This window comes from Streptomyces sp. NBC_00872 (assembly GCF_045161915.1).
In the GTDB taxonomy this organism is placed as follows: Bacteria; Actinomycetota; Actinomycetes; order Streptomycetales; family Streptomycetaceae; genus Streptomyces.
In genome coordinates this window covers 4,352,804-4,374,277 of sequence record NZ_CP108806.1, presented here as the reverse complement: position 1 = coordinate 4,374,277, position 21,474 = coordinate 4,352,804, and the positions used below count along the sequence as shown (strand labels likewise).

Genomic DNA, 21,474 nt, shown 5'->3' with positions numbered 1-21,474 from the left:
ATTCACAGGACGCCACGAAAAAAGGGGAATGGCGTGAATACCGAGAAGGTTACGGCTCGACGTCTTACGGCCGGGGAGGTTTCAGAGTTGGGCCTCCAGGACGGCATCTTCGTCTCGGCAGAGACGGATGGCCTTCCTCTCGACTGCTACGCCCCGGCTTTCCTTACGGAGCCGGGTAAGAATTTCGAGGGAGGGTCCTTCACGGCGAGGACGGTCTTCGGTGAGGAAATCCACGTTCTCGCGGACAATGCCGAAGAGCGCGGGATCTGGGTCGCCGACGAGGCGGGGGAGGAGATCGAGGTTCTCCAGAGCGCCGGCGTCCTCCTGAATCTCGCCCTCTTCGTGCCCAACGGGAACAAGGAATCCCTGGATTCGCTCTACACCGCCGCGCGGGACGCGTTCGGCGTGGGGATCGTTCAGCGCTGGAGCGAGGAAGTCGTCGCGGTGCCGGACGTCAAGGTCGACCTGTACGAGGAGCCGACCCGGGGGCGTAAGAACACCAGCAGTCAGAACCGCGACCGCCGCGCCCTGGACATCTACCCGACCCGAGTGCGGTTCCTGGAGCCCAGCGAAGGCTGGAAGTTCATTGTCGAACCGCACAAGGAAGTCGTCGACGAAACACCGACGATCTGACCTGTCGGCAGCCTGGAGGCCACGCCGGCGGCATAAAACCCCCTCTCGGTGGCGAATTCAAGGGGGCGTAGCAATCCCTGGTCGAGCGGCTGTTGTCAGCGGCTCAACTGTTGTCGGTGGCTCAACCGGACGCTCGGCCGGGTCTCCCGGCCGAGCGTTCACATGCGCGGGGAGGGGCCGGGGCGTCGGCTCCTCCCCGCCGCCGTATCCGCGCCCTCCATCCACGGGATGACATGGATCACCAAATTGATCCGTACAGGGAGCACAACTATCCCTCTATGGGGCAATTGTCCGCCGCGTGAGAGTGGTGCGCCGCACCGGTCGCCTTCCTAATGCGTTTCCGACGACGGTGTTTCCGGTCATACGATCACCGGCGAAGCCCTGCGTGGTCGCTGCCGCAGCGGCTGCCTCAACACTCTCTGGAACCCGCTTTTCGAACCTGCTTTTCGAACCCGCTTTTCGGACCCGCGAAGGACTCCGTTGAAGATTCGCCGCATACTCGCCACGGCCGTCGCCGCGGCCGTGACCACCCCCGTCGTCCTGCTCTCCGTCACCCCCGCGCTCGCCGACGCCAAGCCGTCCGCCGCCTCGCGGGCGCAGCAGCAGGATGAGCGGGCGAAGCCTTCCATCGAGGAACTCGAGAAGGCCGCCGAGAAGGCGCAGAAGGAGTACGACGACGCCGTGGCCGCGGTCGACGCCGCGCTGGTCGTCCTCGAAGCCGCCATCTCCCAGGACGCGCCCCTCTTCGTCGCCGCGAAGAACGCCAGGAAGGAGGCGGCGGACGCCGCCACCGCCCTGCAGAACGCCGACAAGGCGCTCACCGACGCCGAGGCCGCACTCGCCGCGCTGCCCGGGACCGCCACCGCCGAGGAGAAGGCGGCCGCGGAGAAGGCCGTCGCCGACGCCGAGGCCGCCGCCCTGTCCGCACAGGACGCGAAGACCGCCGCCGACGAGAAGGCCGCGGCGGCCGGCGAGGCCTCCGACGACGCCCGCGTCGCCGCCGTTCGGGAGTACTCCAAGATCCAGGGTGCCAGGGACAAGGCCCTTGAGGCGAAGAAGGCCGCCGACAAGGCGCTCGCCGACGCCAGGGACGAGGCGGAGCCGGACGAGCCGGAGTGCGTCTTCGAGGGCAAGCTCAAGACGGTCGTCACCGGCCTGCCGTCCAAGATCGTCGCGGGCTCGACGACCGACTTCTCACTCCGTGTGACCAACGGTACGGACAAGACGCTGGACAAGGTCTCCCCGCGCGTCTACTTCCACGCGACGGACAAGAGCGGCTACAACGTCATCGACGACGCCTTCCACCTCCAGTGGTCGACCGCCGCGTCCCCGGCCTGGAAGAACGTGGAAGAAGGCAGCGGCGCCGGCTCCATCAGTCCGCTGAAGGCCGGCGCCCACGCCGAGGTGAAGCTGCGCCTGAAGGTCGACGCCAAGGCTCCGGCCGGGGACGGCCTCGCCTTCGTCGCCGGTGACTACGTGAACGACGACGAGTCCTGTGGCGGCAACCTCTCCACCGAGTACGCCTTCGAACTCCTCGCCGCCGGCAGCTCCGCCGGTGACGTCGACGACGCCGAGCCCGGCAAGACGGCGCCGCAGACCCCGGACAACAAGCCGCAGGGCGTCACGTCCACCACCCCGGTGAACTCCGGCGACTCCGTCGCCAACGGTTCCCTCGCCAGCACCGGCTCCCCCTCGGCCCTCCCGCGGATCGCCGCGGCGGCCGGCGCGGCGATGGCCCTCGGCGCCGTCGTGGTCTTCGTCGGCCGCCGCCAGAAGGCCGGCTCCGCCTCCTGACGCTCCGTCAGGACTGTCGGGACCGTCAGGACCGTCAGGACCGTCTGACGCGGCCTCATCCGGCCGCGCCATGAGAAAGGGCGCCCCCTTCCCAGGGGGCGCCCTTTTCCGGCGGTGCCCCTCTCCGGCGGCGCCCTTTCCGGCGGTGCGGGCCAGGACCGCGGCCGGTCGGCGGATCAGATGAGGCCGGCGCGTATGGCGTAGGAGACGGCGTGGGCGCGGTTGCGCAGCCGCATGCGCTTCATCAGGCCGTAGAGGATGTACTTGACGGTGCGTTCGGAGTAGGACAGCCTCGTCGCGATCTCGTAGAGCTCCTTGCCCTCGGCGACCAGACGCAGTACGTCCACCTCACGAGGGCTGACTCCGGACGCCGTCAGGCCCCGTGGGGCGAGGACCTCCCGCTGGGTCCGCCTGACCTGTTCCATCAGGGTGCCCTGGAGGGTGGGCGGGAGGCTCCCACCGCCGTCCGCGATGGTGAGCAGGGTCTGGATGAAGGCCGCCGGGCTGAAGGAGTCGTGCCACAGTACGGCGCGGACCCCGCGGTCGACCGCGGTCGAGACATCGGCCTGCCACTGCTTTCCCACCACCATGGCGAAGCGCGCGTCGGGCTTGTCGCACAGGCCGCCCAGCAGGTCCAGGGAAGAGGCGTCGGCGATGTCCACGGCGACCACGATGACATCGGCTTCCTGGACAGGAGCCCCGACAGGACCCAGTGGGACCTCGCGGGTGCGGCGGTCGTTCCGAAGGCAGCTGACCAGCCCCGCGCGGACGATGGCGTCGGATGAGTGAATGGCCACGCGCACCGTGTCCGTGAGTACCTGTTGAGGCATTCGCCCTCTCCATCTGGGACTCAAGTGGTTCATGCGCTTCAGGAGGCGATGGTGCCATGTGTGGTTGCGCCGATCCGCTGCCCTGGGGCGCCGGTCCGTTAAGGACAGGGAAATCTGTCACCAGCGGGATCGGCCGGGGCCGGGGCCGCGGCCGGGTTCTTGAAACAGGGCCCCGGCGACCCGGACCCGCACGGCTCCGCGGGGCCGAGGCGCGGTCAGCGGCCGTCCGCGGTCAGCGGACCGCCGGCGAGTACGGCCGTCACGACCTCGGTGCGGGACCGCATACCGGTGCGTGCGAACAACCGGGACAGCCGGTTCGCGACCGCGTCCTCGCTCAGCCGCAGTACGGTGGCGATCTGGCGGTTGGTGAGGCCCTCGGCGAGCAGGGTGGCCAGCAGGTGCTCGTTCTCCGCCGTGGCCCGCTTGCGACCGGGCACGACCAGCCCGGTCTCGCGCATCGCGGCCCTGGTGCGGAAACGCCACAGCGCGGCGCCGGTCTCGCCGAACAGTTCGTACGCCTCGTGCAGCAGCGCCGCCGGGCCCGCGTTCGCGCGCGCGGCGGCTGTGAGCGTCACCGCCGTTTCGAATATCTGGCCGCGTTCACGGGCCAGTCCGACCGCTTCGAGCAGACGCCCGCGGGAGTCCGGGAGGTCCGGCCGCAGGACCCGGACGGACGTCAGCAGGTACAGCAGCCGTGTCCGTCCGCTGTCCATCCGCTCGACCAGCCGCTCAAGGCGCTCCAGGCAGGCCACCGCCTCACGGGTGTGTCCCGCTTCCGCGTGCACCTCGGCGAGGGAGGCCCACAGCTCGTCGGTGCCGTAGACGGATCCGCGGTCGTCCGCCGCGCCCAGCCCGCGCCGCAGTGTCTCCTCGGCGCGGCCGAGGTCGCCGACGGTCCGCAGCACCTCGGCGTCGGTGTGGTCCAGGATGTGTTCGAGAGGCCCGTCCACCTGGCCGCGCGCGCTGCCGATCAGGCGGCCGGCGCTGGTGACGCGACCCCTCGCGAGGAGAACGGCCGCCGTTCTGGCGGGGATCAGATGGTGCCCGGGGATCACGTTCAGCAGCCCGTCGTCGACCAGGAGCCGACGTGCCAGCGGGAGCGCCTCGTCCCACCGGCCCTCAAGGTGCCGCAGGAGGAACAGGCTGCAGGGAGGGAGCAGTTCCACCGCCAGGCCCCGGGCGGCAAGCAGGGCCGTCGCCCGCCGCAGGTCGCCGGTGCCGAGCAGCACGTCGAGTTGGGCGATGACCATCGCGAACGCCTTGCTGTGCGGCAGGTCCGGCACCTCCGGCGTGGTCAGTACGCGCATGAACCGGTCCGGCCGGCCCAGCACCAACTCCGCGACTCCGCCGAACAGTTCCAGCAGCGCGTGGCTGTCGGGGGTGGTCTGCCATATCGGCTCGGTCTGCGAGAGCAGGGTCAGCGCCTCCCGCCATTTCTCCAACTGCCACAGTGCCTGGACGCGGCCGGACACGGTGGCCACGGCGGGCAGCGGCAGTCCGTCCCACCAGGACGCGGCGCCCATCCGGGACAGCGCCGGCCAGTCCTTCTCCGCGCCTGCCGACGCCACCAGCAGGGTGGCCGCCTCGTAGAGGGTCAGCGGGTCGAGGCCCTCGGCCGGGGCGGACACGATCCCCTCGGCCGCCGCCCGAGCCGTGGGGTAGTCACCGCAACCGTAGGCGGCCTGACCGCACCGCAGTACCGTCAGATCACGGGCGGACGGCTCCTCGATGAGGCGCACGGCCCCCAGGTACCACCGCAGCATCCCCCGGCGGTCGAGGTCGGGGTACAGCGCTCTCGCGGCTGCCGTCAGTTCCGCCACCGCGCGTTCGGGGTCGACCAGGATTCCCGCTTCGGCGATCCGGTCCGGGAGATAGGTCTCCGCGTCCGCCTCGTCGAGGATCGCCGCTGCCGGTGTGTCGTCGTGCGCGGCTCCGGTGGCCGCCGCTCCTCCGCCCGCCGCTCCTCCGCCCGCCGCTCCTCCGCCCGCCGCTCCTCCGCCCGCCCAGAGCGCTCCCACCGCGGCGGCGGACAGCCGGCTGCGCTCCAGCGGCCCCAGCCGCTCCCGGACGGCGTGTGCCAGCAGCGGTACGCGGAACGTCCACCCCCGGGACGCGGCTCCGTCCTGTCCGGGCAGTTCGTCCACGATGCCCTCGTCCACCAGACCGCGGATGCCGTGCCCGACAGCCGTGGCGGACAGCCCCGTCGTTGCCGCGAGCAGCGCGGCGGCGGGCCGGCCGAGCGGCCACAGCACGCTCAGCGCCGAGGCCACCGTCCAGCAGGGCTCGCCCAGCGACCGCAGGGCCAGGACGTACCTGTCGCCGTCCGGCAGCACCGGCGCCGGTGTTCCCGCGCCCAGGAAGGCGTGCCCGTCGGCCATGCGTATCGCGCCCTGGCCCGCCCATTCGACGAGCAGGGCGTCGACCGCCCCGGGAATTCCACCGCTCAGCCGGTGCACCCGCCGTACCAGTCCGGCGTCGGGCACCGCCCGCAACCGCCGCGCCACCAGGGCGGTGACGTCCTCCGGTCCGAGGCGCGGCAGAACGATGGTGTGTGCCGCCCGGTTGCGGGCCAGCCGCTCCACGGCCAGGTCGGCCAGGTCGGCCCGGTTGCTCCGGTCGGCCCGGTTGCTCCGGTCGGCCCGGTTGCTCCGGTCGGCCAGGTCGGTCCGGTCGCTCCAGTTGGCCCGGTCGGTCCGGTCGGTCGGGGAGGGCCGCGGGGGTCGGGACGTACTGTCCGACGCGGTGTGCCGCACCGCCGTGACCAGCAGCCGGGTACGGGGCAGAACCCGCTCGAAGTCGACTCCGCCGAGCAGGGCGAGGGATTCGGCGTCGGCGTGCTGAGCGTCGTCGACGACCACGGCCGTGCGCGTCGGCTGCGCCAGAGCGGCGGCGAGCGCCTCGGCCATCGCCGTGCTGTCGCCCTCCTGCACCGCGGGCAGCGCCGCCACCGCCGGTTTGGGTGCCTGCCGATGCCTCGCCGTGGCGGTCCGGTGCTCCTCCAGAGCCATGACCAGTCGCAGTGCCAGGAGCAGCGGCCGCTCGCCGTCATCGGGAACGCAGGTCACCGACAGGACCGCGACCCCTTCGGCACGCAGCCGCTCGGCGGCGGCGCGCACGAACGCGCTGCGCCCGACGCCCCGTTCCCCCCGGACGAGCACCAGGCCCGGCCCGGTCGGATCGCGGAGACCGTCGTCGACTTCCCGCGACTCGCTCTCCCGGCCGAGCAGGCCCTCGCCCGTTCCGTGGAAACGCGCGGACGTGCCGCCGAAGACCAACTCGGTGTCTCTCCGGGCAGCCACTGACTCCACCGTATCCTCGATCGACACACGTACCCGGCGGGCGGCCCGCTTCGGCCCGGCCCGGCCGACCGGCCCCCGTCCAGGATCTTGCCATCATGACCAACGTGCCGGAAAAGACGGTGGCTTGTTCGGGAAGTCCCCGCGAACCCGCGGTCGGTCCAGTGCGAACCCGCGGTCCCGTCGGCGAACCCGCGGTCGGTCCAGTGCGAGCCCGCGGTCCCGCCAAGCCGTTCGACGTGAAGAACGGGGGCAAACGAGGAGTCGTCGTGGAGCGGTACCGTTCACCTCTTGTCGCCAGGCAAGGCGAAGTCGAGGACGTGGCGGACGTGTTGCGTTCCGCCGGTGCCGTGGCGCGGACCCTGCTGATCACCGGCGGGGCCGGCACCGGTAAGACCGCCGTGCTGGGCGAGGCGTGGCGGGCGGCGGCCGAGGAGGGCGCCAAGGTCCTGCGGCTCGGCTGGGAGGACGCGCGGGGCCCGGCGGGTACGGCCGCCCTCGCGGACGCCGTCTGCGGCGTACTGGCCAAGATCCAGGACGGTCGCCACCTGGTACGCGTCACCGTGGTGCGCCGGGCGCGATCGCGGACCGTCGGCCGTGGCGGCGAGGTGGCCCTGCTCTCCACCCTGGGCGAGATGCTGGCGGACGCGGCTCAGCACGTCCCGTTCGCCCTGATCGTCGACGACATCCATCGGATGCCGGATCCGACGGCCTCCGCTCTGGGGCTGCTGCTGCGCGCGTTCCGCCCGGCGGGTGTGCCGGTGGTGATGGCCGGCAGGCCGACGGGCCCGGGGCGGGCCGGCGGTGCGCGGCTGCCCGCGACGGCCGACCGGGTGCGCGCCGCGGCCGACCGGGTGCTCGAACTGCCGCCGCTGTCCTCGGCCGAGGCCGGCGAGCTGATCGCGCGGCGGCTGGGCCGCCCCGTCGAGCCCGACCTGGTGACGGCGGTGCTGCGTTCGCTGGGCCCGCTGGCGGGGAGCCCGGCGGCCGTACTGTCGGTGCTCGCCTCGCTGGAGGAGCGTGGCGGCCTGCTCGAACTCGACGGCCGGATATGCCTGATGGTGCCGGAGGGCGGGCTGCTCCTCACCGCGGACGCCAGGAAGCTGGACGCCAGGAAGCTGGGCGCCATGGAGCTGGGCGCCATGGAGCTGGGCCGGCTCGGCTGGCCGGACGCGTCACCGAATGCCGGGACGGTCGGGATGGCGGCCGTACTCGCCCGTCTGGCCGAGCGGGCCGAAGTGCGGCTCGACGACCTGCACCGGGTGCGGCCGCTGGGCGGGCTGCCCGAAGCCGTCGGCCGTGCGCTGGACGACCTGGTCAGGGACCGGGTGGTGACCGTGGACCGGGACGGCGCGATAGCGTTCGCCGTTCCGGCGCTCGCGGCGGCGCTGCTGACGCTGCCCGACCACCGGGACGTGCGGTCGCTGCACGCCGCGATCACCAGATCGGTGACCGATCGGCTGGGCGCCGCCGCGACGGGTGCCGCCCACCCGCGGCTGGCCGGCCATGCGGCGGCGGCGGGGCCGGCGCTCGACGCCGCGCTCGCGGTGCCGCTGATGCTGGCCGCGGCCCGCAGCGGCGCGAGGCCCGACAGCTCCTGGGCGGCCCGCGGTTACCACTCGGCGTTGCGGCACCTGCCGCCGCACGACACCAGAACGACCGGCGTGCTGCGCGAGTCCGCGGCGCTGGGCCTGCGGTACGGCGACCATCTCGGCGTACTCGAACTCGGCGGGCCGCTGCTGGCCTGCCTCGACGGGCCGCACGGCGGGGACCGGGGCGGTCTGGAGTGGGTCACCCGGGCATGGGCCCTGTCGGCGCTGCACGAGCATCGGTCCCCGCACACCGACGATGCCGACCCCCGATACGGCGCGGCGCTCGGACGGGTGCCCGCCGCCGCCGTGCTGGCGGGGCTCGGCGGACTGTACGGGATCGGCCCGCTCACGCCGACGACATTCCGGCCGGGTCCGGCGTACGGCCGCGCCCCGGACGCCGACCGAGTCCCGGGCGCAGACTGCGTCCCGGGCGCCGGCCGAGTCCCGGACGCCGACCGGGTCCCGGACACCGACCGCATCCCGGACGCCAGCTGCGTCCCGGGCGCCGGCCGAGTCCCGGACGCCGACCAGGAGTCCGGGTCCGGGGCGGTCCCGTCGCCCGCTGAAGTGCGGCTGCTGGCAGCCGCCGTGGGCGGCGGCGCCGAGTTCGAGCGTGCCCGGCGGGATCTGCCGCGGGACGCCCTGGGCGAGGCGGTCCTGGGCGAGGCGGCCTTGGGCGAGGCGGCCCTGGACCGGCTGCGGAACGCCGCCGCGTACGGGGACCTGGCCGGTGCTCTTGAGGCCGTGCTCGGTGAACGTTACGTCGGGGCGGGGCAGAGCACCGCCGTCCAGTACCACGCCATGGTGTCCGCGTACCTGGCGGGGCACTGGGACAGCGCGCTGTCAGGCGCCCGTCGGATCGAGACGCGGGGCCGAACCGACGGCGCGGCCGGCGTCGGACAGCTGGCCCGCGCGCTCGCGGCCGAGATCCAGCTCGTGCGCGGGGAGTTCGGACGCGCCCGCGAGTGGCTGGACCTGATCCCGGAATCCGTCGTCCATCCGCTGGTGGCCCGCGCGCGACTGGGTGTCGGGTACTGGTCGGGGCAGGGGGACGAGGCTCTGGAAGAGGCCTGGCGCGATGTGCGGCGGGCGCGTGAGAGCGGACTGCTCGCGGGCGTCGACAGAGTGTTGCTGCGGATCCTGTCGATCACACTTGAGGGGAACGACCCGGCGGCGGTGCGACGGACCATGGAGGAAATGGAGACACTGCACGAGGAGTCGGCCTCGCCCATGACACGCGAGGTGGTGCTCCTCGGACGCGGCATGGCGCACGGCGACGCGGACAGCGCGCTGGCCGCGTACCGGTTGACGCGGCAGCGGGTCGACGTGCTCCTGCGGGTGGACTGCTGCGGGTGCTTGGCGGAAGTCGGCGACGACCCCCAGTCGTGGCTGGCCGAGGCGACGCGGAGCGGGCACGCGCTGGGCATGGGGCGGCCCATCCGTAGCCGGCTCGGCGCGGCGGCGCGCCGACGGAATGTTTCCCTCCCCAGGCGCCGGGCGGCCCGGGAAGGGCGGAGCGAGCGGGACGCGCGGCTGATCGCCATGGTGAGCGAGGGGTCCACCAACCGGCAGATCGCCGCCCGGCTGGCGTGCAGCGAGAAGACGGTGGAGCAGCGGCTCACGCGGCTGTTCCAGCGGACCGGGTGCCGTTCCCGGGTGGAGCTGGCCGCGGCCTGGCTGGACGGCAGTCTTGCCCGGCAGGGGCTGGTGCCCGATGCCGGGCCACGCCGGCACGGCGGGGACGGGACGGCGCTCCCGACCGGCTGAGCCGCGGACGACCGGCCCAGCCGCGGACGACCGGCCCAGCCGCGGACGACCGGTCGAGTCGTGGACGACCGGCCCAGTCGCGGACGAACCGGTCGAGTCGTGGACGGCACGGGCGCCGAACCGGGGAGCGCGGCGCGCGGACGGCCTCAGTGGGGCGGTCAGGGCTCGGGCTCGGGCTCGTCCTCGGCGATGCGCGGCCTGCGCAAGTGCACGGTGTCGAAGGCTCCCGCCCCGTGATACGTGAACCTGACCGTTGGGCTTTCGTGGTATCTGGCCCAGTCCACTCTGGGGTCGCGTTCGGCGCCGTGGCGGAACGTCAGGTGCCCCGGTGCGGGAAGGGGACGGGGGGTGTAGGGGGCATGGGCCGGGTACGGCGGTATCTCCGGGCGGTACGCCCCTTGCCGCGCCGCGGCCCCTTCCGCGCTGCCGCTCGTCAGCACGATGGTGACGCCGACGATGATCAGCAGGAGCCCGGGTACGGTCGCGGGCTTGATGTGCTGTCCCATCAGCCACCACGCGGTGAGCGCGGCCACGGGGGTCTCCAGCAGGAGCAGGATGCTCATGGTCGTCGCCGATGTCCTGCCGAGCGCGAAGTTCAGCGCGCCGAGCCCCAGCAGCTGGGGGAGGACGAGCAGCCCGAGCAGCGACCACTGTGTCGCTCTGTCGAAACCCGTCAGCGAGATGTCGGCCAGCCAGCAGACCACGAGGAGTTCCACACCGCAGACCAGCGAGGTGAACGTCGAATACAGCGGTGTGCTCACATCCGCGCGCGACCGTTCGCTCAGCGCGGTGTACCCGGCCTGAGCGAGGGCCCCGGCCAGGGCGAGCAGGTCGCCCAGCAGCGCCGTACCGCCGGACTCGATGTCGAGACCGGCGGCCGCGGCCGCTCCGACCACGGAGAGCGCGAGACCCGCCCATGTTCTGCGAGATGTCCGGGCGCCCTGACCCGCGGCGATGAGGGCCTGCCAGACGGGCTGGGTGGCGACGAGGGCGGTGGACATGGCGACCGAGGTCAGCCGGGTGCTCGTCATGAACGCCGCGAAGTGGAGAGCGAGCGCCGTGGCCGCGAGGAAGCCGAAGACCAAGGGCCGCCACTGCTCCCGGCGCAGCAGGGCGCGCTCGCCGCGCGCGACACGTACCACCTCGCGACGGCGCAGCAACAGGAGGAAGGGCCCGAGTACGGCGAAGCCCAGGCAGTTGCGCCAGAAGGCCATGGCGAGCGGCGAGGCGGAACCGGCGGCGGTCAGCGGGGCGGTGGCCGAGATGGAGACGACGGTGACCACCATCGCCACGACGGACAGCGGGTCGATCTTGGTTTTCACGCTCTCGTACCGCCGTGCGCGGTCGGCCGGACCGCCGCGGTTGCCGGGTCGGCCGGGCGATCGGTCATGAGAGGTGGCCGAGCGAGATGAAAGCGTAGTTGCGGGAACTGGTGGCCGAACCCGGACAGTCCTTCGGAACGCACATGGAGATCCCGGTATCCGTTCCCCGGGCGGTGGATTCCGCCCGATGTCTTTTCATTGCCGATCGAGAACTCCAACCGCCCGTGAATACGGGGTGACGTGCGGTCGCGGGATCGGCCGGTGCTTTCCGAGTCTTCCATCGCCGCATTGACTCCGATTGAGCGTGGTTGGTTCGGGCCTGACGGTGTTCGTCAGAGGGAGGGGAGGGAGCCTTCGGTGAGGCTTCTTGATCGAACGAGATCGTAAGTGACAGTTGATGTGCGACCTGCACGGTTCAACGGCCTTCCAGCGCACACGTGATGGGCGGCGGAAGCTCCAGCTCCGGACGGCGATCAAACCGAACCCCGTTGGTTCGCCGAGGGCGCGTGGTGCCGGGCGTCCGCCGTTTTTCCTGCTCAGAAGCCCATTTCCCGGAGCGGCTGATTGAGGTCCGACCCGTCACCGGTGTGGAGAACAGTCACCGTCGAAGCCGGAAGCCGGCGATTTCTCCGACCGCGCTTCGCGGCTACGCCGGTCCGAACTCGGCCCGTCTGTACAGCGTGCTGTGGACGGACGGGCAATTGATATTCCGTGAGATGGTGCTCGACAGCTCGACAGCTCGACAGCTCGACAGCTCGACAGCTCGACGGCTCGACGGCTCGACACCGGGCAATGGACTCCGGCCTACTGGGAAACGTTCGCCGCGTCGAATACCGGTAGGCCTCGGTGGTCATTTCCACGCACGGTTCACCGCTGACGTCACTGCTTCGAGTGATGCCCAGGTCGCACTGGCATCGATGCCGATGCCCCACAGCACCTGGCCTTCGACGGCACATTCGACGTACGAGGCGGCCTGGGCGCGGGCGCCTTCGGTCATCGCGTGCTCGCTGTAGTCCAGCACGCGGACGCCGATGCCGATGCCGGCCAGAGCGTCGACGAAGGCGGAGATCGGGCCGTTGCCCTTGCCGGTCAGGATGACGCGCTCACCGTCGACGATTGCCGCGACGGTGAGCGCGTCCGTGCCGTCGGTGGAGATCGAGGCCGGGGCGGAGCGCAGCACGAGGCGTCTCCGGGTGTTCGGCGAAGTGTGCAGGTATTCGTCCTGGAAGACGGACCAGATCTGGCCGGGTGTGACCTCGCCGCCCTCGGCGTCGGTCTTGGCCTGGATGATGCGGGAGAACTCGATCTGCATCCGGCGCGGCAGGTCCAGCTTGTGCTCGTTCTTCAGGACGTACGCGATACCGCCCTTGCCGGACTGCGAGTTGACCCGGATGACCGCCTCGTAGGAACGCCCCACGTCCTTCGGGTCGATCGGCAGATACGGCACCGCCCACTCGACCCCGTCGACCGCGACACCCCGCGCGGCCGCCTCCGCCTCCCGCGCGTCGAAACCCTTCTTGATGGCATCCTGATGAGAACCCGAGAACGCCGTATAGACCAGATCACCCGCATACGGGTGGCGCGGATGGATCTCCATCTGATTGCAGTACTCACTGGTCCGGCGGACCTCGTCGATCTGCGAGAAATCGATCTGCGGATCCACACCCTGCGAGAAGAGATTCATCCCCAGCGTCACCAGATCGACATTCCCCGTCCGCTCCCCCTGCCCGAACAGACACCCCTCCACCCGGTCCGCCCCGGCCATCAGCGCCAGCTCCGCCGCCGCCACCGCCGTACCCCGGTCATTGTGCGGATGCACCGACAGGCACACGAACCCACGCCGCGACAGATGACGCGACATCCACTCGAAACGGTCCGCATGCGTCGACGGCGTCGAACGCTCCACAGTCGCCGGCAGATTCAGAATGATCTCCCGCCCCGCCTCCGGCTGCCACACATCCATCACGCCCTCACACACCTCCAGAGCGAAATCCAGCTCGGTGTCCGTGAAAATCTCCGGACTGTACTGATAACCGAACACCGTCTCCGGACCCAGGATCTTCTCCGCGTACTCCATCACCAGCCGCGTACCGTCCACAGCGATCTGCCGGACCTGCCCCCGCGTCCCCCGGAACACCACACGCCGGAACGTCGGAGCCGTCGCATTGTAGAGATGCACCGTCGCACGATGAGCACCACGCAACGACTCGACCGTACGCTCGATCAACTCCTCCCGCGCCTGCGTCAGCACCGAGATCGTCACATCCTCCGGAACCGCACCCTCCTCGATGACCGACCGCACAAAAGCGAAATCCGTCTCCCCCGACGAGGGGAAACCGACCTCGATCTCCTTGTAGCCCATACGCACCAGCAGATCGAACATCTCCCGCTTACGCACCGGCGACATCGGATCGATCAACGCCTGATTACCATCACGCAGATCCGTCGAAAGCCAACGCGGAGCAACGGTGACCCGCTTGTCGGGCCAGGTCCGGTCCGGGATGTCCACAGCCTCATACCGGCCGTACTTATGAACAGGCATCCCCGACGGACGCTGAGTATGCGTCGCGTTCGTCACGGGCGTGGCGCCCCGGACGGACGCGAAGGAAGGATCGGACATGCGTGTGGAACTCCTGGTGTGCTCGTCGGCGGTGGTGAACGGTCTGAGCCGCGCGGACGGGATGTCCGGCCGCGGACGGGATTGTCCGGCCAGGACGGGGCCCGGCAGTACCGCACTCGGACGCGGACGGGGTGGGGTGCCCCGGGATCACACGCGACCCGTCGGTCAATTCTGAGACGGGGCCGCATCCGCGAGGAACGGCGCGCGCCTTCGTTGCCTTCCGGTACAGGGCCCTGTGCCCTCGCGTCCTTGCCGAGACCGCCGTGCCCCCTTGTCTGTCGCGGAAATCCCGCGTTTGTCGTCGGCCCCCTGCGGATTCGTCCGTGATCAGTAACAGCGGGTCTTGTACGGGCGTTCGTATGTCTTCATGGGTGCACGGCATCGGCGGAGACAGCAAAGGGGCGGGCGGACATGGCAAGGCACAAGGGAAGGGGATGGCACGGCCGGCTTCTCGCGGCGGCGCTCGGAGTGACAACGCTGGCGGCCGCCACCTCGGTGTGGACCGCGCAGGCCAACCCCGTCGGAGGGCGGCAGCCGCAAGCGCGTGTCTCAGCGCCGGACGCCGGGCCCCAGGACCGGAAAGTGGCCAAGGTGGCGGCGGACATCGCGCACGCCTCGGACCGCGGCGCCCGGGGCGTCAACATCACCATCGACGACGGACCGGACCCGGTCTGGACGCCGCAGGTGCTGCGACTGCTGAAGGACAGCGGTACGAAGGCCACGTTCTGCATGGTGGGCACGCAGGCCGAGGCGTACCCGGACCTGGTCAAGGCGGTCGTGGCGGCCGGGCACCGGCTGTGCAACCACACGGTCTCGCACGACACCACCATGGACAAGCGGTCCGAGGCCTACCAGTCCCAGCAAATCCTCGATGCCGAACGCATGATCACCAAGGCGTCCGGAGGCGTCCGGCCGCAGTACTACCGGGCCCCGGGCGGTGCCTTCACCCCGTACAGCCGGCAGCTCGCCGCGTCCCGGGGGATGCGCCCGCTGGGCTGGAACGTCGACTCCAGAGACTTCGAGCGCCCCGGCGTGGACACCATGGTCGCCACCGTCAAGAAGGAGATCTCCGACGGGCCGACCGTCCTCTTCCACGACGCGGGAGGCGATCGCTCCCAGACCGTGGCCGCCCTGCGCGAGGTGCTGCCCTGGCTGAAGGAACAGGGGTACTCCTTCGGCTTCCCCGTCCGGTAGGTAAGGCTCACCGGTACCGACATCCACCCCGGACCCCCGCCACCAGCCCGGTTCGCCCTTCGCCGACCCGCCCTTCGTCGGCATCGCCATCATCTCGGCTCATGCCCATGCCCATGCCCCACGCCGCGCGGTGGGCGCTACCGGTCGTGCAGGACGGTGGGGCGGGTGACGGGTACGAGGGTGAGGAGGCCGTCGAGGCCCTTGTAGTCGTCGGGGTTGGTGGTGAAGAGGGGCAGTTCTTCGGCGATGGCGATGGCGGCGATCATGAGGTCGGCGACCCTGCGCCGCGGCTTGCGGCCGGTGCTGATCACGGCTGCGCAGACTCTGCCGTAGAGGCGGGCGGCCTCGGCGTCGAAGGGGATCGGATCGAACTCGTTCTCGGCGCGTTGCAGGATGTCGAGGCGGCGGGCGCGTTCCGCGTGCTCGTCGTAGTCGCCCTGGTCCTCGTTCCTGCGTACCTCGTGGGGGCCCGCGGAGAGTTCGGCCAGGGTGATGGCGCTGATCGCGACCTCGGCAGGGAGTTCCCCGGGATCGAGCCACTTGCGCAGGATCACGATGTTGGTGTCGAGGAGGCCCTGCGCGTATTCAGCGGCCATAGGGGTCGTCCGTCTCCTGCTCGGCCGTGGCGTCCTGATCGGATCGGAACGCCTCCAGGGAGACGTCCGACGCGGTGCGGGACATGGCGGCGAACTCCGAACGCGGCACGAACCGCCGGCGCCTGCGCAAGGGGATCAGCTCGCCGATCTGATGCCCGTCGCGAGTGACGGTGAAGGACTGCCCGCCCTGGACGGCGTCCATGATCTCTTTGGAACGGCTACGCAGATCGCGCTGGGTGATCTCGGGCTGCGCTGTCATCGCTCCAAGGTAGCACCCTGTAGCACCGTGTGCTCTGGAGTTCGTCTGTGGGGGTGCGCGAGCCGCCGGCGCGGAGGGGCGGGCGGCCGGCCCTCGGGGCGGCGCACCACCGGCAGCCCTGCGGCATCACCTGGCGAAGCCCTACCGGGGGTCCGCCTTCTTCCACGGTTTGACCCCGAGCTTTCCGGTGGTTCCGAGATCGAGGTCCGGGGTCACCGTCACCGGGTCGGCGCCGGCCTTCGCCCGGACCCGTACGTAAGGGACGTTCACCGGCGTACCGGACTCGGTGGTGTTGCGCCAGACCAGGCCGGCGGTCGCCGACTCGCCGGGGCTGAGCGTGACGGGCCGGGGCTGCTCGTCGGGGCCGGCGCCGGTGGTGATCTCGCCGCTGCCGTCGAGGATCTTGACGCCGTCGACGGGCTCGCGGTCGTCGTCCAGGAGTTCCAGCAGCGGGTAGCCCTCGACGGTGTAGGGGCGCGTGCCGCAGTTGTCGAGGTGCAGACCCACGACGCGCAGTCCCATGGCCGCGTCGCCCTTGTCGGCGCTGACCCGGATCCCGGAGGCGGGGCATGTGCCCGGCTCGGCCGGCGCCTCGCCCGCGGGGACCTTGGTCACGTCGAGCACCTCGGCCCGCGTTATCCGCGGCGCGCCGGGCGGCAGGCCCCCGGCCCGGACCGTGCCCCGCACGGTCTTCCCGGGGCGGACGTCGCGCACGGTCGCGCTCTGGTTGGTCACGGCCCCGCCGTCACCGCTCATGAAGGTGAAGACAACGGAGTAGGTCAGGGTCTCGGCGCCCTCGTTGGTGACCTCGTAGGCGGCGACGACCCCCGAGTCCGTGTCGGGGTCGGTGCCGAGGCTTTCGGCGGAGACGGGGTAACTGCGGGTGGGCGAGGGGGAAGCCGACGGGGAAGCCGACGGGAGGGTCAACGAGGTGATCCGTACGCCGTCCTTGCCCGGATCGTCGACCTGCGCGCGGGTCGGCGGTACGGCCGCGCTCGCGACGGTGTTCCCGGCGCCCGCGCTCTCCGTCCCGCAGGCCGTGAGCAGCGGAGCGATCGCGGCGAGAACCGCCAGGAAGGGCGCGGTCGCGGCGAGGCGTGGGCGAAGAGGGGTGGGTCGGCTCATCCGGTCATCTCATCAAGTCATTGACCCTGCACGCGTGATGGGGGTCACAACGCGGGTCACAGGGGTGCTACAAGATGGGCGGTCGCGCAGGGGTGGACATGGCCTGGGCGGTACCCGGACCGGAGGCGCGGTGCGCCAGGGCACGCGAGCCCGGCAACGTCCAAACGAGAGGCCCTAGGGGGTCTCCGGGCGCCGAGTGGTGAAACCGTCCAGGACGCGCGCGAGCGCCCGGTCGAAGACGGCGTCCAGATCGATCGGCCCCGAATCCTCCGCGAACGCCGCCGCCAGCCGGGGGTAGCGGCCGGAGGCGATCTCGCGCCCCATGTAGGCGATGCGTACGGCGTGCTCCTGCTCCGCCGACCAGGGCAGGGACTTGGCGCGCTCGGCGGTCTGCAGCTCATTGGCGACATAGGTGGTCACGACGCCGTTGACCATCGCCACCAGCTCCATCTTCTCGCCGTAGGGCACGTCGAGAGTGTCCAGACAGGTGAGGCTGTATTCGAGGTACCGCATCGCGTTCGGGCTGAATCCGTAGACCGCCGACATCAGCCGCGCCATCCAGGGGTGCGCCCGCATCATCGCGCGGGCCCGGTGCGCGAGGGCGGTCAGGTCGGCCCGCCAGTCCCCGGACGGCTTCTCGGGCAGGTCGTACTCACCGGCGACCCGGTCGGCCATCAGCTCGTACAGATCCTCCTTGCGCGGCACGTAGTTGTACAGCGACATCGTGCCGCACCCCAGTTCGGCGGCGACATGACGCATGGTCACGGCGTCGATGCCGCCCGCGTCGGCGACACGGACGGCCGCCGCCGCGATATCGGCGCGGCTGAACGCCGGTTTGGGACCGCGGCCGGACCGCTCCGGACGTGCCCAGATCACGTGGGGTTCAGCAGGTCGCCCCGCCATCGGTCATCACCTCGTCCACCATCTTAGTTACGTACAACGTACGTAGTGAGATACGGTGGGCCGCATGACAACTACGTACGACGTACTTAGTGAAGGTCTGGAGAAGCGGTTCGGCGTCGGCCGTGTGCAGGCCCTGCGCGGGCTGGATCTCGCCGTCGCCGAGGGCACCGTCTGCGGGGTGCTCGGACCGAACGGCGCGGGCAAGACCACCGCCGTACGGATTCTGACCACCCTCACCACGCCCGACGCCGGCACCGCACTGGTCGCCGGACATGATGTGGTCCGCGAACCGGGCGCGGTGCGCCGGTCGATCGGCGTCACCGGCCAGGACGCCTCCGTGGACGCCGAGTTGACGGGCCGCGAGAATCTCCGGCTCTTCGCCCGGCTGCTCCGTATCAGAGGCGCCGCGGGCCGGGCCCGCGCCGATGAGCTGCTGGAGCGCTTCGAGCTGACGGACGCCGCCGACCGGGCGGTACGGACCTACTCGGGCGGGATGCGGCGGCGGCTGGATCTGGCCGCCGGTCTGCTGACCCGTCCCCGGGTGCTCTTCCTCGACGAGCCGACCACCGGACTCGACCCGCACAGCAGGAACCAGATCTGGCACGCCGTACGCGAACTCGCCGACCGGGGCACCACCGTTCTGCTGACCACGCAGTATCTGGAGGAGGCCGACCGGCTGGCCGACGACATCGTGCTGATCGACCGGGGCCGTGCCGCCCATCGGGGCAGTCCGGCCGGGCTGAAGTCGCTGATCGGCTCGTACGCGGAGGTGGTGCTCGCCGGGGAGACGGCGGGCCGGACCGCCGAGGAGGCGCTCATCACGGCAGCGGGTGTGCTCGACCGGCTGACCGGTGCGGAGCCCGTGCTCGACCGGCAGCGCCGTACGGCGGGAGCCGTGGCGACGGACCCCGCGCTGACCCTGCCCCGGCTCGTCAGGGAACTGGACGCGGCGGGTGTGCCGGTGGCCGACGCGAGTCTGCGCCCGCCGACACTCGACGAGGTCTTCCTGCGACTGACCGGCCGCGCCACCGGCCGGCCGGAGGACGGGGCCGCCGCTCACGCCACGGACCGGCCGGTGGGCGCGGACCGGAGCAGGGCTACGGACCGGCCGTCGGACAGGGTCACGGACCGGGACCCGGCCGTCGACCCGGCCGCCGACCCGGCCGTCGGCCGCGACTCGGACCGCGGCGCGGACATTCGCCGTCACCACGGAAAGGGGTACGCGGCATGAGCGCCGTCGTGTACGAGACCGGGACCGTCCTCGGACGTCATCTTCAGCGGATCAGGCACGCGCCGGGCGTGGTGATCCTCACCCAGACCATGCCGATCAACATGCTGCTCTTCTTCGGCTATGTCTTCGGCAGCGCGCTGGCGACGCCTGGCGAGCAGTACCGCGCCTTCCTGGTGCCGGGACTGCTCGCCTCGACGGCCGCGGGCGGCATCATGACCGGGATGTTCCAGGCCGCACAGGACGTACAGCGCGGAGTCATGGACCGGTTCCGGACGTTGCCGATGAGCAGGGTCGCCGTACCGCTCGGACAGACCGCCGCGGATCTGCTCACCACCGCCGTCGGGATGGTGCCCCTGATTCTGGTGGGGCTCGCGGTGGGCTGGCGGATCGACGGCTCGGTGCCCGGCGCGGTCGGCGCCTTCGGGCTGCTGCTGCTCTTCCGCTTCGCGGCCAACTGGCTCGGCACCTGTCTCGGACTGCTCATCCGGAATGAGGAGGTGGCCGGTCAGCTGGGCGCCGCGACCTTCGTCCTGCCGCTGCTCTCCAACGCGTACATCCCCACGGCAGGGTTGCCGGACTGGCTGCGTACGGTCGCCGAGTGGAACCCGATCAGCGCGCTCGCCACGGCCGTCCGCGTTCTGTGCGGCGATACGGCGCCGACGGCGGGCGCCGCGTGGCCGGTGGCGCATCCGGTGGCCGGATCGGTGCTCTGGTCGCTGGTGCTGCTCGTACTTTTCGTACCGCTCGCCGTACGGCGGTACGCCGACAGCCGGGAGTGAGCGACGGAACGGGCAACCGAACGGGCGACGGAACGGGCAGGGGGGACCGGGAAGTGGCCAGGGCTGGGCAGCGGTGCACGGGTGCCGGGCAATGGTGCACGGGCGCCCGGCAACGGTGCCGGACCGGGGCGGCCGATGCGCTCCTCGGGATCCCCGTTCCCTTGATCACCGGAATGTCGTGCTCCGCGCCCTGGGCCCTAAGCTGTCCCACCCGCTGTCGTGGGCGGGCCGGAGACGAAGGGGGCGCGGGTGAGACTGGGCGTCGGCTTGGGGGACGGGGATACGGCGGAGGGCGAACTGCGGTCCCTGCACACCTGGCTGCTCGCGGAGCCCGCCGCCCGTCGCCACGCCCGCCCCGTACTCGACACGGCACGGCCGCACCGGGCGGGAGCTCAGGGCGATGTGATCGACCTGATCTCGTTGGTGGTGAGCAGCGGCTTCAGCGCCGCCTCGCTCGCCCTGTCCCTGGCCGCTTGGCGCGCGACACGGCCAGGGCAGCTGGTCGTCACGGTGGAACGCCCCGACGGCGCCAGGGTCACCATCTCCGACTCCTCGCCCGAGGAAACGCGGCGCCTGCTGGAGTCCCTGACCGACGGTGGCACCGACGGCGGGACCGAGGCCGGCACCGAGGGCGGGACTAACGGCGGGACGGACGGTCGAGACGACCGGACCGGCGGTCAGGACGACCGGACCCGTACCGACGCGCAAGGGGACGGGCGTGGCGAACCCGCCTGACCCCGCGACCTCGCACGCGGTGCTCATAGGAGTCGGTGCCTTCGACACGCTCCACGATCTGCCCGCCGTCGAGAACGGGGTGAGGACCCTCGCGGATCTCTTCGCGCAGCAGGACATCTGGGGGCTTCCTCCGGAGAACTGCCATCTGGTCCTCGACCCACAGACGCCGCGTCAGCTCTCCAAGTCCGTGGCGGAGGCGGCGGAAGCCGCCAAGGACACCCTGCTCGTGTACTACGCGGGGCACGGGCTGATCGAACCGAGGACGGGCCAACTGCACCTGGCCGTCGGGGACAGCGACCGGATGTCCGTGCACGACACGGCCGTCCCTCACGAATGGATCCGCCGGTCGATCGAGCACAGCCCCGCCGCCCGGCGGATCCTCATCGCCGACTGCTGCTACAGCGCGCGCACCTTCGGCACCCAGTCCGCCGGCGCCGAACTGGAGGTCGAGGGCACCTATCTGCTCGCAGCCGCCGCCGAGAACGCGGTCGCGGTGTCTCCGCCCGGCGAGCGGTTCACCGCGTTCACGGGCGAACTGATCAGACTGATCAAGGACGGTGTCCTGGAGGGCGGCGAATTCCTCGATCTGGACACGATCTACCAGCGGCTGCGGGTGGAACTCGGTCTGAAGGCGCTGCCCGAGCCGCACCGGCTCTGCCGTGACAGTCTGGGCAAGGCACCCTTCCTTCGCAACACGGCTTTCCGGCCGGTGGCCGCGACCGCGCAGCGCGGCTGGGACAACTGGACCTCGGCACAGGCGACCGCCGGGGGCCACGCCGAGTCGACCGCCACCGAGTC

The 21,474-nt window shown here is 71.3% G+C and carries 15 protein-coding genes and 1 pseudogene; 8 read left to right on the top strand and 8 right to left on the bottom strand.

Translation table 11 applies throughout. From position 1 onward, the window contains the following. Positions 1–33: 33 nt before the first annotated feature. Both OG214_RS18660 and OG214_RS18655 read left to right on the top strand, forming a co-directional pair. Entirely contained in the window at positions 34–633 is a 600-nt protein-coding gene (locus tag OG214_RS18660) for a hypothetical protein (protein ID WP_363086210.1), read from the top strand. A gap of 480 nt (positions 634–1,113) precedes the next feature. After that, complete coding sequence (locus OG214_RS18655) at positions 1,114–2,427, top strand: peptidase (RefSeq protein WP_405985362.1); 1,314 nt, start codon at positions 1,114–1,116, stop codon at positions 2,425–2,427. 176 nt (positions 2,428–2,603) lie between these two features. Here OG214_RS18655 and OG214_RS18650 read toward each other — a convergent pair whose 3' ends face one another. Both OG214_RS18650 and OG214_RS18645 read right to left on the bottom strand, forming a co-directional pair. Then, on the bottom strand, positions 2,604–3,257 hold the full coding sequence (locus OG214_RS18650) for a response regulator transcription factor (protein WP_363084004.1): 654 nt from the start codon (positions 3,255–3,257) through the stop codon (positions 2,604–2,606). Between the two features lie 215 nt (positions 3,258–3,472). Beyond that, positions 3,473–6,556: an AAA family ATPase gene (locus OG214_RS18645; RefSeq protein WP_405985361.1), complete on the bottom strand. Its 3,084-nt coding sequence runs from the start codon at positions 6,554–6,556 to the stop codon at positions 3,473–3,475. Between the two features lie 266 nt (positions 6,557–6,822). Here OG214_RS18645 and OG214_RS18640 point away from each other — a divergent pair, with 266 nt between their 5' ends. After that, positions 6,823–9,912 (top strand): AAA family ATPase, encoded by a 3,090-nt coding sequence (locus OG214_RS18640; RefSeq protein ID WP_405985360.1) that lies wholly within the window; start codon positions 6,823–6,825, stop codon positions 9,910–9,912. A 158-nt stretch (positions 9,913–10,070) separates the two neighbouring features. On the opposite strand, the gene OG214_RS18635 is transcribed toward OG214_RS18640, so the two are convergent. Together OG214_RS18635 and leuA are read right to left on the bottom strand one after the other, a co-directional pair. Next, the gene (locus tag OG214_RS18635) at positions 10,071–11,234 is read right to left on the bottom strand and encodes a DMT family transporter (RefSeq protein ID WP_405985359.1); all 1,164 of its coding nucleotides are present in this window, start codon (positions 11,232–11,234) and stop codon (positions 10,071–10,073) included. 850 nt (positions 11,235–12,084) lie between these two features. Further along, on the bottom strand, positions 12,085–13,854 hold the full coding sequence (leuA, locus tag OG214_RS18630) for a 2-isopropylmalate synthase (protein WP_405985358.1): 1,770 nt from the start codon (positions 13,852–13,854) through the stop codon (positions 12,085–12,087). Between the two features lie 411 nt (positions 13,855–14,265). Here leuA and OG214_RS18625 point away from each other — a divergent pair, with 411 nt between their 5' ends. Next, positions 14,266–15,048, top strand: coding sequence for a polysaccharide deacetylase family protein (locus OG214_RS18625; protein ID WP_363080919.1), 783 nt, complete (start codon positions 14,266–14,268; stop codon positions 15,046–15,048). A gap of 137 nt (positions 15,049–15,185) precedes the next feature. On the opposite strand, the gene OG214_RS18620 is transcribed toward OG214_RS18625, so the two are convergent. The 4 genes from OG214_RS18620 to OG214_RS18605 form a co-directional block, all read right to left on the bottom strand. Continuing rightward, positions 15,186–15,644 (bottom strand): type II toxin-antitoxin system VapC family toxin, encoded by a 459-nt coding sequence (locus OG214_RS18620; RefSeq protein WP_405985357.1) that lies wholly within the window; start codon positions 15,642–15,644, stop codon positions 15,186–15,188. Next, a complete protein-coding gene (locus OG214_RS18615) occupies positions 15,634–15,903 on the bottom strand; it encodes a type II toxin-antitoxin system Phd/YefM family antitoxin (protein WP_405985356.1) in 270 nt (89 codons plus the stop codon). The genes OG214_RS18620 and OG214_RS18615 overlap by 11 nt, the downstream gene beginning before the upstream one ends. A gap of 141 nt (positions 15,904–16,044) precedes the next feature. Then, entirely contained in the window at positions 16,045–17,028 is a 984-nt protein-coding gene (locus OG214_RS18610; protein WP_405985355.1) for a DUF4232 domain-containing protein, read from the bottom strand. 174 nt (positions 17,029–17,202) lie between these two features. Continuing rightward, positions 17,203–17,931 carry a TetR/AcrR family transcriptional regulator gene (locus OG214_RS18605; protein ID WP_363080915.1) on the bottom strand — a complete coding sequence of 243 codons (729 nt, stop codon included), beginning with the start codon at positions 17,929–17,931 and terminating at the stop codon, positions 17,203–17,205. A gap of 64 nt (positions 17,932–17,995) precedes the next feature. Between OG214_RS18605 and OG214_RS18600 the strand changes: the two genes are divergently transcribed. The 4 genes and pseudogenes from OG214_RS18600 to OG214_RS18585 form a co-directional block, all read left to right on the top strand. Beyond that, positions 17,996–19,162: an ATP-binding cassette domain-containing protein gene (locus tag OG214_RS18600; protein WP_405985354.1), complete on the top strand. Its 1,167-nt coding sequence runs from the start codon at positions 17,996–17,998 to the stop codon at positions 19,160–19,162. Further along, entirely contained in the window at positions 19,159–19,941 is a 783-nt protein-coding gene (locus tag OG214_RS18595) for an ABC transporter permease (RefSeq protein ID WP_363080914.1), read from the top strand. The genes OG214_RS18600 and OG214_RS18595 overlap by 4 nt, the downstream gene beginning before the upstream one ends. Positions 19,942–20,190: 249 nt before the next feature. Continuing rightward, positions 20,191–20,676, top strand: a complete 486-nt coding sequence (locus OG214_RS18590; RefSeq protein ID WP_405985353.1) for an effector-associated constant component EACC1 — start codon at positions 20,191–20,193, stop codon at positions 20,674–20,676. Then, a pseudogene (locus OG214_RS18585) lies at positions 20,660–21,286 on the top strand (caspase domain-containing protein); the annotation flags it as partial. The gene OG214_RS18590 and the pseudogene OG214_RS18585, both read left to right, overlap by 17 nt. Between the last annotated feature and the right edge of the window lie 188 nt (positions 21,287–21,474).

Bases quoted from the DNA above. Each gene is read 5' to 3' on its own strand.
- OG214_RS18650 (WP_363084004.1), bottom strand. From the start codon at position 3,257: ATGCCTCAACAGGTACTCACGGACACGGTGCGCGTGGCCATTCACTCA.
- leuA (WP_405985358.1), bottom strand. From the start codon at position 13,854: ATGTCCGATCCTTCCTTCGCGTCCGTCCGGGGCGCCACGCCCGTGACG.
- OG214_RS18625 (WP_363080919.1), top strand. From the start codon at position 14,266: ATGGCAAGGCACAAGGGAAGGGGATGGCACGGCCGGCTTCTCGCGGCG.
- OG214_RS18620 (WP_405985357.1), bottom strand. From the start codon at position 15,644: ATGGCCGCTGAATACGCGCAGGGCCTCCTCGACACCAACATCGTGATC.
- OG214_RS18615 (WP_405985356.1), bottom strand. From the start codon at position 15,903: ATGACAGCGCAGCCCGAGATCACCCAGCGCGATCTGCGTAGCCGTTCC.
- OG214_RS18610 (WP_405985355.1), bottom strand. From the start codon at position 17,028: ATGAGCCGACCCACCCCTCTTCGCCCACGCCTCGCCGCGACCGCGCCC.
- OG214_RS18605 (WP_363080915.1), bottom strand. From the start codon at position 17,931: ATGGCGGGGCGACCTGCTGAACCCCACGTGATCTGGGCACGTCCGGAG.
- OG214_RS18600 (WP_405985354.1), top strand. From the start codon at position 17,996: ATGACAACTACGTACGACGTACTTAGTGAAGGTCTGGAGAAGCGGTTC.
- OG214_RS18595 (WP_363080914.1), top strand. From the start codon at position 19,159: ATGAGCGCCGTCGTGTACGAGACCGGGACCGTCCTCGGACGTCATCTT.